The organism is Candidatus Hydrogenedentota bacterium, assembly GCA_035450225.1.
In the GTDB taxonomy this organism is placed as follows: Bacteria; Hydrogenedentota; Hydrogenedentia; order Hydrogenedentales; family SLHB01; genus DSVR01.
On record DAOTMJ010000019.1, the window covers coordinates 13,556 to 26,124 of the forward strand.

Genomic DNA, 12,569 nt, shown 5'->3' on the forward strand with positions numbered 1-12,569 from the left:
CGGCAAGGATGAACGAAGAACCGGCAAGGCGTTCGCTTCGTTTTTCATCTGTAATCCTTCATCCTTCCTCTTGCATTCTGGCCGGCGCCGCCGCGATCCTGGCGGTCTTGGCTTATCCCCTGTTCACCGGCCGCGTTTACACGTATTCCGATTTGGGCGCTTATCATCTTCCGTTGCGCGCGTTCTACAACGAATGCCTCCGGCAGGGATTCGACTTTGCCTGGATGCCGTCCATCCTGTGCGGCTATTACGTCCATGCGGAAGGGCAGGCGGGCATGTACCACCCATTGCACTGGCTGCTGTACCGTTTCCTCGCGCTGGAACCGGCTTTTGTCCTTGAGTGTGTGATGGCCTACCCGTTTATGTTCGCGGGGACGGTCCTTTTTCTACGGCGCTGGCGGTTGCCCATGCCCGCCTGCCTTTTCGGCGCGTCGCTTTTCACGTTCGGCGGTTTTAACCTGCTGCACAGCATGCACATCAATGCGCTGCAGGTGATTTCGCACATTCCGTGGCTGCTTGCGTTGGTGGATGTTTCTTTGCGGGGGAAAAATCCGCGCGCGCGCCGCATGGCCGCCGCCGGCGTCGCGCTGTTGTCCGCGTCGCAATGGCTGCTGGGATTCCCGCAGGCCGTGTATTTTTCCGCGCTGGCCGAAGGGCCCTATGCGCTGTTTGCGGCGGGCATTCTGATTCGGGGCGGCGAGTCCGCCCGGGTCGTTGTCGCGCGGCTGGCGTGGCTTGCCTTCGCAAAAGGGACCGGCATGGCGATTGGGGCGGTCCAGTGGATTCCCACTTTGGACATGCTGGCCGGGTCGGAACGCGCCCAACCGTCGCCGGCGTTCAGTTTTTCGCTGTCCCTGGAACCGAAGAACCTGTTGCAGTTTATCGGGCCGTACTTTTTTACGGAAGGCATCTACGCGGGCCGCATGTCCAAGCCCACCGCCGTCGAATTCGGCTTGTACAACGGTGCCGCCGCCACGGCGTTGGCCGCATGGGCGCTGGGAATGTTGTGGGGATCGCGAAATGGTCGGAGAGCATCGAACAGCGGGCCGACGCCATCCGAAGGAGTGTCCGCGGTTCCTCTGGCGTGCGCCGCCTTTGTTTTTGGCGCGTTTGCGCTGCTGATGGCGTTCGGTGAACACGCGTGGGTCTATCCGTTCGTGTCTAAACTGCCGTTTCTGCGATCGTTTCGCGGGGCGGCCCGGCACATCGTGCTGGTCCACCTCTCGCTGGCCGTTCTTGGCGCATTCGCGTTCGCCGGGCTGAACCGGCCGCCGGGACGCGCACCCGCCGGACTGCTGGCGGGACTGGTCGCGGCGTCGTGGATTTTGGCGGGCCTGTTGGCGATACGGTTCCAACCCTTGCAGGAGTTGTACGCCTCCTGTCTCGCTCCGATGCCCGCGTGGTTCATCGGCCCCGTGCTGATTACGCTGGCCGCGATCCTTGTGTTGGCGTCCTCGCGCGGCTCCCGGATCGCGCTGGCCGCGCTGGTATTGTTTGCCACCGGGGATCAGGCCTTGTACGGACTGCATTTTGTCTGGCCGTCCAAGCCCCAGACGTTGAGCGAATACATCGGGCAGTTTCCGCCGCCGCCGGTCGCGGGCGCCCGGCTGTACCAGCACGAGGCCAACGCATTCAGCCTGCGGAACATTGACAATTGCGGGGGGTACACCGGCGTGGACCTGCGCACACGGCTCACCTACGACGTGGATCATCCGGCCGCCCTTCGACTCGCCGGCGTGCGCTGGGCGACACGCGTCCCGCAGCGCCCCCATATCAAACCGGAATGGATCGAACTGCGGCATGTCCTGCCGCGCGTCCGCTTGGTGACCGAAACGCTTCAGAGCGACAACCTGGAACGCGACATACAGGGCGTGGACTTGTTTCGCGCGGCCTTTGTGGAGCGTCCCCTCGCATTGCCGGACGGTTTGCCGGGCACGATCTTGCGCACGGCCTCCCACCCGGGCTACTACCGCATCGAAGCCGAGGCCTCCTCGCGGCAACTGTTGGTCCTCGCTGCAAGTTACCACCAGGGTTGGCGGGCGACCGTTGACGGCAAACACGCTGTCGTGGAACGGGTGAACGGCGATTTCATGGGATGCGTGATCGAGCCCGGCATCCACGCGGTCGAATTTCGTTTCGATCCCGAAAGTCTTGCCATGGGCAAACGCGTTTCGGGACTTGGGCTGGCGGTTTTGGCGTGCATGCTGGCCGCCGCCGCGACGGCCAGGACAAGCATGTCTTCCTCTTGTGTTCCGGTTGTGGACAAAGCGGCTCGGGTGGACTTGGAATAATTCCCGCCGAAATCGGATGTGGTTTTGTGTAGGCCCAAATCGTTGTGGTAGAGTTACCGTCAGTCAAGTTGAAAGTCGGGAGAAATGGCCGAACAACGTGCGGACATAGAGTCGTTTCTGGTCATAGACGAGCCGGTGCTGCTGCATCTGGCGGTGGCGCGTCATTCGGGCCAGCGATACCGCTCGATGGTTCGCGGGTGGGTGAAGTCGCGGTATATCATGCTGGATCGCCCCCGCACGGAAAACCGCTACCTGCACTTGGAACGCGGCGAGCCGTGCGTGGTCCGGTTCCTGACGCACGGCAACGCCTGCGGTTTCGAGTCAACGATTCTCGACTGGGACACGCGCCCGCATATTTCCTACTGTCTTGTCGCGTGGCCGGAGAGCATGGAACTGGTGACGTTCCGCAAGCATCAGCGCATCGATCTTTTCATTCCCTGCCGGTTGGCGCTCGAAGGCAAGGAGTGCGAGGCGGAACTGCGCGATCTCAGCATCAACGGCTGCCGCGTGTCGGCGCCGATCGCCGTGTCGAACGACGAAGACGTCGAATTGACGTTCACGCTTCCCGACGGCGTGCCCATTTCGGGGTTGCGCGCCAAGGTGCGCAACGCCCACGCGACCGATTCGGGCACCTTCTTCGGATGCGAATTTCAGGAGGGGCAGGAACATTTTCAGAGCGATCTGGCTTTTTATGTGGCGGCTTCCCTCGAACGATCAAGCGGCGATCACAAAACCCCGCCCCGCGTGCTGATTGTCGAACAGGATCAGGAACGCATCACGCCGCTGCGGGAAGCGTTCATGGAGAAAGGCTGGCACGTGTTCGCCACGCCGAGTTCGGTCGAGGCGTTGTTGCGGCTTCGCATGATTCCGCCGACGGCCGTGCTGGTGAACCATGCGCAGTCCGACGTGGCGGGCGTTCAATTTTTGGACCTGCTCAAGGCTGCGCGTTGGGTCGAGGCCATTCCCGTCTTTATTTATGGGACCGAGGGCAAGGCGCCGGCGGGTAGCGCGGCCGCTTATCTGCCGCCCGGCATGAGTCCGCGCGACATGTGCGAGGCGGTCACCGGCCGGGTGCGTCCTGCGGGATCCGGTTCGCCGTCCTCCGATGCCGGCGTCAACATCGTTTAGAATCCTCGCCGAGGTGGATACGGAATGCACGACAGAATGAAAACCGGCGTACGCCTGCAATTCGAGCAGGGCGTGCTTCGCACTGTCTATCAAACCGAACGCGAACCCCGCCGCCTGTTTCCACGCCTGGTCTTGCTCGCCGCGCTGGCGGGTCTGGCCGTCATGGCCGCCGGCGCAACGCATTTCCTGCGTTCACCGCTTCGCGCCAAAGACGCGGAATCCATTCTGCGTATGGCCACCGGGGTGTTCGACGCCCTGAAAACGAGCGGATTGGGCGATCCGCCCGCTGTTTGCGCCGACAGCGAGACCGGCGCCGCGATCTTGCGCGAGGACGACCAGCGCCTGTTCAAATCGCGCAAACCCGCATCCGGGAATCGCCGGCCCTGCATGGAATCGTTGCTCGCCATCCGCGAAGTCCTCGTGAAGGAGGGAATCGCCCTTGAACAGGCGCGTCCGCTGGCCTTCGGCGGGGTCGAAGCCCGAATTTTCGACGCGGCGACCATGAACGAGGCGGCTCGTTCGCTCACCGGCTCGCTGTATTTCTCGGCCGGCGATCGCCTCTATGGGATCGAATTGACCGCCCGCCGCTGCGGCGATCAATACGTTGTCCTGGATGTCTGGAATTGCCTGCCCGTCGAGGCGGCGCCCGCGGACATCGAGGCGCACGTCAAGCAACGGTACCAGCAATTTTGCGACGAACCCGCCAAGCCGGGCGAACCGTCCATCAAGCGCGCGCGCCGGCTGTTCGTGCCGTTGTAGTGTCCGAATCATGTTGCAGCGCGGATCGCGTTGTGATACAAGGGAACATGTAGACAGCCTGGATAGGCTGCCTTGAACGTGGGACAGGCTGTCCAGCCTGTCCGATCGAGGACGAGGCATTGCATACGACAGCCTGGACAGGCTGTCCAGCCTGTCCGATCAAGGACAAGGCAATACGTGGGACCGGAGAGGCGGATAGACCCATGATGGAACCGAAGAAAAAGGGATACAGCGAAACGCGCGTCGTGACGATTATCGGGCCGGGCACGATGGTGAACGGCGAGGTCAAGTGCAAGGGCACCGTGCGTATCGAGGGCATGGTGTCCGGACGCATCATGAGCGACGACACCATTGTCATCCACGAGACCGGCCGCGTAAAGGCCGACCTCATGGCCGGCCAGATCATCATCGGCGGCGAGGTGCAGGGCAACGTGTTTGCCCAGGACCGGCTCGAAATCACCGAAAAAGGCAAACTGCTCGGCGACATTACCGCGCCGCGCGTCAGCATCGCCGAGGGGGTCCTTTTCGAGGGCGCATGCGCCATGCGCGCGCCGGGCCAGCAGCCCCTCCCCGCGCCGGCCGCGCCCGATATCGCCGCGGAAGCGCCGCCAAGCGCCTGATTTCCGATGACGTCCGCCGAACTCCAGACCGCGCTGCGCACCGGGCGGCGCGTTTACGGCACATGCGTGGTTTCGCCTTCGCCGCTGTGGCCACGGGCAATGGCGGGCGCGGGGGTTGACTTCGTTTTCATTGACACCGAACATATCCCCATCGAACGCACGCAACTGGCTTGGATGTGCCAGACCTATGGCGCGCTGGGTCTGCCGCCGATCGTGCGCGTGCCCGAACCCGATCCGTACCGCGCCTGCATGGCGCTCGACGGCGGCGCGGCGGGCGTCGTTTTTCCTTACGTCGAGTCCGTTTCACAGGTTCGCGAATTGTGCGGCGCCGTCAAGTTACGCCCGCTCAAGGGCGAGCGCATGCAACGCGCGCTCGCCGGCGACCCCCTTGAACCGGAGTTGCGCGACTATCTCGCGAAGTGGAACGAGGGCCGCATGGCCATCGTCAACGTCGAAAGCGTTCCCGCCGTCGAACGGCTCGAAGAGATCCTCGGCGTGCCCGGTCTCGACGCCGTCCTCATCGGCCCGCACGACCTCTCGCTCAGCATGGGCATTCCCGAACGCTACCGCGATCCCGCCTTCGGCGAAACCGTCGTTTCCATCATCCAAAAAGCCCGCGCCCGAAACATCGGGGCGGGGTTGCACTATTCATTCGGCATCGAGGAACACATCGAATGGGCTCGAAAAGGCGCCAACTTGATCGTGCACAGCAGCGATCTCGTCCTTGCCCGCGACGCCCTTGCCGCCGACATGGACCGTTTCCGAAACAGCCTCGGCGACACGCCGGACACGGCACGTCGTTCGACAGCCGAAGCCATTTGAGGAACGTCATGAAAATTCGCTTCCGATTCGTGCATTATCTGGCGCTGAGCGGGTTGATCGCGGCCTCGTTTTTCGCGCAGGCGGAATCCCGGCAGGCGGGCGAACCGTCCGAAGCGCCGCCGCGCATCGAAGACAATTCCTTCTTGATCGAGGAGGCCTACAACCAGGAAACGGGCGTCGTTCAACACATCCAGACGTTCCAATACCTGCGCGACGGCACGTGGGCATACACCTTTACCCAGGAATGGCCCGTGCCCAATCAAAAACATCAGTTGTCGTATACCATCCCGCTCTTTCGGCCCGACGCCTCCAACGGCCACGACGGATTGGGCGACGTGATGATCAATTACCGTTACCAGGCCCTCGCGTCGGATCGCGTGGCCTTCTCCCCCCGTCTCTCGCTGATCCTGCCGACAGGCGAGGAAAAGGAGGGTCTCGGCAACGATGCGCTTGGATTCCAGACGAACATGCCGGTCAGCCTCACGCTTTCCACGCGATGGACAACCCATCTCAATGCGGGGGCCACGTTTATCCCGGACGCCGAGGAAGCGGGCGGCGCCAAAGCCGATCTGTTCGGCTACAACCTTGGCGTCGGCCTGATTCTGAATGCGGCAAAGAACTTCGATCTGATGCTGGAATCCGTGTGGTTCTCGAATGAATCCGTGCGGGAAAACGGGGAAACGGAACGATCGGATGCGTTTTTCCTCAGTCCGGGGTTTCGGTTTGCCGTCAACTGCAAGTCGGGATTGCAGATTGTGCCGGGAATCGCGGTCCCGATAGGCCTGGGTCCCAGCGATAACGAAGTGGGAATGTTTTTTTATTTGAGCCTTGAACACCCATTCAAAAAAACGAACGGCTAGTAACCGGAATTTTCTTGCGGTCGCATGCGGAACCATGGAAACCAGGAGGCTATGGCCATGAGAATCAGACGGGTGTGGGCTAGTGCGCTGTTTTTTCTTGCAACGGCAGGCGCAACCGGCGGTGGCATGGCGTTCGAGGCGCCCGTATGGCCATGGGGCACGAATCCCGTTACCAGCGCGCCCATCAACGGCTTTTGCGACGCGCAACAGGCCATTTTGGACAACGGCGCCCCGCCGCCTCCCATTCCGTCATGGATCGCGAGTTACCTCCTGCCCGGTTCGGACGATCTCAACGGCATTTCGTGGGTTTTGCGCGATCCCCTTCAGTACAGCATGTCCGGCAACGGCTGGAGCGATTGCCGCCTCGACCTTCTGCTCATCGAGGAAGCGCTACGCAACACTGCGCTCGATATTCCTGCGCACGACACCTACGCCGGGCTGTCGCACGCGAAGGTGCTGGCCGCGCTGAACGCCAACGCCGCGCAGATGGCGAGCGACCTCGGCAGTCTGTTCGGAAGCCTGCCCGACGGATGGCCGCAGATATTGCTCGGCCACATGATCGCGGGATACGGCGACGCCGTCTTCAGCGACATGCAGGGTTCGCCGCCGGAACCCAACTTCGTGGATGCGACCGGGTCGGCGGGCTTCGTCAGGTTGTTTATGTTCATACTGAACGGAACCATCGCGGATCTGTCCAACTACACCCGGATGCCCGAATTTTTCGACAAGATGGGCGACGCGGACGGCGACGGGTTTTCCAACGAATGCGAATATCAATATGTGGGCGAGCTGTTTCCGCCGGAACTCAAACATGAAAAGTATGCCGAATACGCGCTCAATCCCGCGAAACATCCGCCCGCCGGCCAGGACTGCCATTGCATCCTGTCCTTCACGTTCCTGGAATGCCCCGTTCGCTACCAGGTGGGCGAAACATTGGAACTCAGCGTTGACGTCGAATGCGCCGCCGGCGTGGTCTCCTACGAATGGGCCAAGGACGGCGTCAAAATCCAAGACGCCACGAATCGCACCTATACCCGAACGAACCTTTCGGTCGGCGATTCGGGATCCTATACCTGCACGGCGATGGATGAAAACAACGCCACTTTCTCGGCGACAATACAGATTGAGGTTTGGCTGCTCCCGGCTTTGTCCGCGCCGGGTCCGGTTGCGTTGGGCGCGCTGATCGCCGCGTTGACGGCCTTCGGCGCCGCGATCCTGTCGCGCGGGCGCGCCCGGTTTCTTGTGAGTTTAGTTGCGCAGCCAAAAAGGTAACGCCGAATTCCGATTCGGCCGAACGGCCATTACCCAAGCCGAATCGGTCTTCGGCGCCGCAAGCCGTCGCTCCGAATTTCTTCACACGCTCCGAGCCGTCTCCGGGTTTACACATCGAAAACGATTCGCGCAATCCAGCCGGATTCCGAGGATTCCATTTCGAGCGCGTGGTAGGTCGCGCTCTTGACCTCCATGGCGCGTTCGGAGCCGGTACAACGATAACCCGAAGCGCGGATTACCAGTGATTCCCCGTTCTTGCGCGTAAACGCAAAGCGGACCGCCACGAATTGTTCGGTTTCGAGCAGGAAGATCAACTCCTGAAGCCATCGAACGAGGCATTCTTCCCTGCTTTGTGTATCCAGCGCCACGGTGCGCGTATCCCCGCCGTCGTTCCGGACGTTCGCCATCGCGACGGCATACAACGCGCGCGCGGCTTCTTCGAGCAGCCCCTCGAACGTGGGCGCTTCGCACTCGGCGCGGATGTCGGCCGTATGTTCGAGAAAACGAAAAGACATTTATTCCTTGCGCATGTTTCGCCGGCGACAATCCTTCAATTGGCGTAGTCGAACCGCACGTCGTAATGCAACGTGGGGGGACCGCCCTGGGAAGGTTCGACGGTCACGGTCCCGTAGGCTGTTCCGCGGACGATTCCCTTGTGCGTCAACGTGGCGCTGACGGTGTAATAGCGAACGCCGTCCGATTCGGCGGGCGATAGTTCGACCGAAACGGCCACAACGCCCTTGGCCTGCTCCGCACGGAGTTCCGTGGTCGTGATGTCGTCGTGAACACGGATATGTTCGTGGAACTCGTCCTGGATGTACTGGCGGATGGATTCGCGTTCCCGGCTCTCCTGCGAGAACCCCATCGAATGACGCAGCGAGGGGCCGTACTGCCGGTAGAATCCGATGCCCAGCGGCAATGCCAGCAGCGCCGCCGCCGCGATTAGTATCTTGGTGGAGCGGTCCATGTTCGCCCTCCCCAAATGGCTCCGGCGGATGTTTGAAGCCGGGCGCTTTTCGGCCTTAGGATACACCAATCGGCAGAAAAAGTCTTGGGAAGGACATGGAGCATGAAATTCTGGCTTGTTGGCGTGTGCGTGGGTCTTGTCCTGGCGGGTCAGTCGCCGGGCGATACGTTTGCCTTGGACCAAGAACGATATCTCGACAAATGCAAAGGGGCTTGGGTCGGCCAGATGATCGGCGTGTGCTTCGGCGACATCTACGAGTTCAAGTCGAACGGGAAAACGGTCGAGGGGCCGCTCGAACCCTGGAAACCCGAACGCATTCGGGGCGCCATCGGACAGGACGATTGCTATGTCGAAATGACGTTCCTCAAGACGCTGGAGACCCACGGCCTCAACCCCACCTACGAACAGGCGGGCGCCGATTTCGCCGCCACGCAGTTTCCGCTCTGGCATGCGAACCGCGTCGGACGCGACAACGTGCGCCGGGGCATCATGCCGCCGCTGTCGGGCCATTTCGAGCACAACCGGCACGCGGACGACATTGATTTTCAGATCGAAGCGGACCTGTTCGGCATTCTCTGTCCCGGCATGCCGCAGGAATCGAACCGGCTCGGCAATATTTTCGGGCACATCATGAATTACGGCGACGGCGTGTACGGCGGATTGTTCGTCGCGGGCATGTATACCGAGGCCTATTTCGAGGATAACGACGTCGAGAAGGTCGTCCGGGCGGGGCTGGCCTGCATTCCGGCCGAATCCCTGTATTACAAGTGCATCGCCGACGTGATCGAATGGCACAAGGAGCATCCCGGCGACTGGCTCGCGGCATGGAACAAGATTGAGGAAAAATGGCAGGACGACGTGGACTGCGCGCCCGGCGATCCCTTCAACATTGACGCGAAACTCAACGGGGCCTATATCGTCATGGGGCTGTTGTACGGCGGGGGGGATCTGGCGAAAACCCTCGAAATAGCCGTGCGGTGCGGCCAGGACAACGACTGCAATCCGTCGAACGCCGCCGGCGTGCTGTGCTGCATGAAGGGCTTTTCCGCGCTCGATCCGCATTGGACGGACGGCTTCGCGGCCATTGAAGACACGCGTTTCGATCACACCGGGTACTCGTTCAAGACGCTGATTCCCGCGTGCCGGAAACTCACCGAGGCCATCATCCGCCAGGCGGGCGGCGAAGTGAAAGACGGGGTCTATCTCATCAACCGCCAGGAACCGAAAGCGCCGGAACCGCTGGAACAGTGGACCGATCAGATGAAAATCCTGTCCGTGCCCATTATGCCCGCGGAGATGGCCGCGTGGAATCCGGCATGGCGTCTCGCGGCCTGCGGAACGGACATGCAACCCGGCATCCACCGAAAATTTCAGCGCGACAACGTCCTGCTGCTCCATCCCGTGAATCGTGAAACGCCCGCCGTCATCACGGCGGAACTGGCGGTTCCTTCCGCGAAGAAACCTGTGCTTGAAATGGAGGTAACCTCCGATCCGAAAGGCGATTTCGTCCTGAAGGTTTTCGTGAACGATTCCCTCGCGGTCGAAAAACGAATTGCCTCGCACGGCAAATGGCAGACGGTGACGGTTGACCTTTCAAAATACGCCGGCCAAACGGTGCCGGTGCGCATCGAAAACCATGCAAACGGGTGGGAGTTCGAGGCGGCGTATGTTTCAACCGTGCGGATTGCCGGCGCCGGCTGACCCGATCGGGGCGCAAATGGGGGCTTGCGCCGCATTGATATCGCGGCCGTGCCGCCTTATGATAATACCCCTTATGAAACTGGGCTGTGGCCGCCATGATGCGGACTGAATTCACAAAACTTCTGAAGCTGATCCGGAAAAATTCTCCCGGCGTGGACTTGGACATCATCCGGCGCGCCTACCGCATGGCCGATCGCGCCCATGCGGGGCAGTTCCGGCTTTCAGGCGATCCCTATCTTTCGCATCCGCTGGCCGTGGCGCGGATTTTGGCCATGCTGAACCTTGACACGATAACGGTTGTGGCGGGTTTGCTGCATGACGTCGTCGAGGACACCCCCATTACACGCGAGGACCTTCAAAACGAGTTTGGCGAAACGGTCGCCATGCTCGTCGAGGCCGTGACAAAGATCGGCGCGATGCCGGCGCCGCAGGTGTCCTCGCGCGCGGAAAAGCAGGCGGCCAGCCTCCGCAAGATGCTCGTGGCCACGGTGCGCGACGTTCGCGTGCTGCTTATCAAACTGGCCGACCGGCTGCACAACATGCGCACCATCGAATTCCTCCCACCGGACAAAATCGAACGTATCTCGCGCGAGACGATGGACATCTACGCGCCGCTCGCGCACCGGCTCGGCATCGCCCGCTGGAAATGGGAACTGGAAGATCATGCCTTTCACCGGCTGTATCCGACCGAATACAAGGAAGTTGCGGCGCGGGTGGCCATGAAACGACGCGAACGCGAGGAATGGCTCGGAAAAACCATCGAATTCTTGTCGCGGCAACTGGCCGCGGAAGGAATCGCCGCGCAGGTCATCGGCCGACCAAAGCACCTGTACAGCATTTACCGAAAAATGCTCCGACAAGGCAAGGATTTCGACGAAATCCGGGACATCCAGGCCATCCGAATCATTACGACGCGGGAATCGGAATGCTACGAGGCGCTCGGCGTGGTTCACCGCCTGTGGACGCCGATCGCGGGCGGTTTCAAGGATTATATCGCGATGGCGAAGGCCAACGGATACCAGTCCATTCACTCGTCCATCATGTGCGAGGACGGCATGCCGCTCGAAATCCAGATTCGCACGGAAGAGATGGATCGCACGGCCCAGGAAGGCATCGCCGCGCATTGGAAATACAAGGAAGGGTATGCGTTTTCCGACACGCGCATGGAGGAAGACCTCAAGTGGCTCAAGCAAATGTTCGAGTCGCTCCGGGAAGAGGATGCCGCCGACGAATTCCTCGACGACGTCCGCCGCGGCGTGCAGATGTCCGAGGTGTTCGTGTTCACCCCCAAGGGCGAAATCCGGGAGTTGCCCGCCGGCGCCACCCCGCTCGATTTCGCCTACAGCATCCACACGGACATCGGCCACCGGTGTTTCGGCGCGCGGGTCAACGGGCGCATCGTGCCCATCAGTTATACGCTGCAAACCGGCGACAGTGTCGAAATTCTGACATCGAAGAATCAGACGCCGCATGTGGATTGGCTGGATATCGTCGTCAGCGCGCGCGCCCGCGCGAAGATCCGGCAACGCCTGCGCGAGATGGGAGAAATCGAACCGCTTGAACCGGAAAAACCCAAGGCGGCTCCGCCGCGTCCGGCGGTGGCCAAGGCGCCGGTCCGCGTGGTGGACGAAGCCACGCGCGGCAAGTTGATCCGGGTCGAGGGCGCGAAAAACATGGCCGTATCCTTTGCCAAATGCTGCAATCCCATGCCCGGCCACGAGGTGATTGGATACGCCACACGCGGCACGGGCATCATCATTCACCGCGCCGATTGCGGCAATTTCCTGCGTACCCGGCGCGATCCCGGCCGCATGATCGAAGCGTCGTGGGAAGGCGAGCGGCGCGTCCATGCGTCGCTGCGCGTGACCACCGGCGCACGGCCCACGATGCTGGCCGACATCACGAACGCCATCGCCCCGCTCAACATCAATATCACCCACGCGCAATTCATGCCCGGCGAAAACGGCCAGCGAAATTTCGACGTGGCTTTCGACGCTTCGGATAAGGGCGTGGTGGACCGTGTCGTGCGTGTCATCCGAACGGTTCCCGGCGTGGTGGACATTGCCGTACATCCCGTCCCGGACACGCCGAAGCCCGGGCACAAATAAAGAGGGCGGACTCATGTGGTTGTATCGCACGCCGGGAAACA

11 protein-coding genes are annotated in these 12,569 nt (G+C 61.6%); 9 read left to right on the plus strand and 2 right to left on the minus strand.

The window, feature by feature from the left end; translation table 11 throughout:
• The first annotated feature begins 8 nt into the window (after positions 1–8).
• The 7 genes from P5540_11405 to P5540_11435 all read left to right on the plus strand — a co-directional run bounded on the left by P5540_11405 (position 9) and on the right by P5540_11435 (position 7,752).
• Complete coding sequence (locus P5540_11405) at positions 9–2,291, plus strand: YfhO family protein (GenBank protein HRT65420.1); 2,283 nt, start codon at positions 9–11, stop codon at positions 2,289–2,291.
• A gap of 84 nt (positions 2,292–2,375) precedes the next feature.
• Positions 2,376–3,419 carry a PilZ domain-containing protein gene (locus P5540_11410; protein ID HRT65421.1) on the plus strand — a complete coding sequence of 348 codons (1,044 nt, stop codon included), beginning with the start codon at positions 2,376–2,378 and terminating at the stop codon, positions 3,417–3,419.
• A gap of 36 nt (positions 3,420–3,455) precedes the next feature.
• The gene (locus P5540_11415; protein ID HRT65422.1) at positions 3,456–4,178 is read left to right on the plus strand and encodes a hypothetical protein; all 723 of its coding nucleotides are present in this window, start codon (positions 3,456–3,458) and stop codon (positions 4,176–4,178) included.
• 203 nt (positions 4,179–4,381) lie between these two features.
• Entirely contained in the window at positions 4,382–4,798 is a 417-nt protein-coding gene (locus tag P5540_11420; protein HRT65423.1) for a polymer-forming cytoskeletal protein, read from the plus strand.
• Positions 4,799–4,804: 6 nt separating this feature from the next.
• On the plus strand, positions 4,805–5,620 hold the full coding sequence (locus P5540_11425; GenBank protein HRT65424.1) for an aldolase/citrate lyase family protein: 816 nt from the start codon (positions 4,805–4,807) through the stop codon (positions 5,618–5,620).
• A gap of 8 nt (positions 5,621–5,628) precedes the next feature.
• On the plus strand, positions 5,629–6,480 hold the full coding sequence (locus tag P5540_11430) for a transporter (protein HRT65425.1): 852 nt from the start codon (positions 5,629–5,631) through the stop codon (positions 6,478–6,480).
• A gap of 57 nt (positions 6,481–6,537) precedes the next feature.
• Positions 6,538–7,752 carry a hypothetical protein gene (locus tag P5540_11435; GenBank protein HRT65426.1) on the plus strand — a complete coding sequence of 405 codons (1,215 nt, stop codon included), beginning with the start codon at positions 6,538–6,540 and terminating at the stop codon, positions 7,750–7,752.
• 107 nt (positions 7,753–7,859) lie between these two features.
• Here the strand turns inward: P5540_11435 and P5540_11440 are convergent, their stop codons facing one another.
• Entirely contained in the window at positions 7,860–8,267 is a 408-nt protein-coding gene (locus tag P5540_11440; protein HRT65427.1) for an archease, read from the minus strand.
• 35 nt (positions 8,268–8,302) lie between these two features.
• Positions 8,303–8,719 (minus strand): hypothetical protein, encoded by a 417-nt coding sequence (locus tag P5540_11445; GenBank protein ID HRT65428.1) that lies wholly within the window; start codon positions 8,717–8,719, stop codon positions 8,303–8,305.
• A 102-nt stretch (positions 8,720–8,821) separates the two neighbouring features.
• On the opposite strand from P5540_11445, the gene P5540_11450 reads away from it, so the two are divergent.
• Positions 8,822–10,420 (plus strand): ADP-ribosylglycohydrolase family protein, encoded by a 1,599-nt coding sequence (locus P5540_11450; protein HRT65429.1) that lies wholly within the window; start codon positions 8,822–8,824, stop codon positions 10,418–10,420.
• A 95-nt stretch (positions 10,421–10,515) separates the two neighbouring features.
• A complete protein-coding gene (locus P5540_11455) occupies positions 10,516–12,528 on the plus strand; it encodes a bifunctional (p)ppGpp synthetase/guanosine-3',5'-bis(diphosphate) 3'-pyrophosphohydrolase (GenBank protein ID HRT65430.1) in 2,013 nt (670 codons plus the stop codon).
• Positions 12,529–12,569: the final 41 nt, after the last annotated feature.

Coding starts and splice junctions, on each gene's coding strand:
- P5540_11405 (HRT65420.1), top strand. CDS start 9: ATGAACGAAGAACCGGCAAGGCGTTCGCTTCGTTTTTCATCTGTAATC.
- P5540_11410 (HRT65421.1), top strand. CDS start 2,376: ATGGCCGAACAACGTGCGGACATAGAGTCGTTTCTGGTCATAGACGAG.
- P5540_11415 (HRT65422.1), top strand. CDS start 3,456: ATGAAAACCGGCGTACGCCTGCAATTCGAGCAGGGCGTGCTTCGCACT.
- P5540_11420 (HRT65423.1), top strand. CDS start 4,382: ATGATGGAACCGAAGAAAAAGGGATACAGCGAAACGCGCGTCGTGACG.
- P5540_11425 (HRT65424.1), top strand. CDS start 4,805: ATGACGTCCGCCGAACTCCAGACCGCGCTGCGCACCGGGCGGCGCGTT.
- P5540_11430 (HRT65425.1), top strand. CDS start 5,629: ATGAAAATTCGCTTCCGATTCGTGCATTATCTGGCGCTGAGCGGGTTG.
- P5540_11435 (HRT65426.1), top strand. CDS start 6,538: ATGAGAATCAGACGGGTGTGGGCTAGTGCGCTGTTTTTTCTTGCAACG.
- P5540_11440 (HRT65427.1), bottom strand. CDS start 8,267: ATGTCTTTTCGTTTTCTCGAACATACGGCCGACATCCGCGCCGAGTGC.
- P5540_11445 (HRT65428.1), bottom strand. CDS start 8,719: ATGGACCGCTCCACCAAGATACTAATCGCGGCGGCGGCGCTGCTGGCA.
- P5540_11450 (HRT65429.1), top strand. CDS start 8,822: ATGAAATTCTGGCTTGTTGGCGTGTGCGTGGGTCTTGTCCTGGCGGGT.
- P5540_11455 (HRT65430.1), top strand. CDS start 10,516: ATGATGCGGACTGAATTCACAAAACTTCTGAAGCTGATCCGGAAAAAT.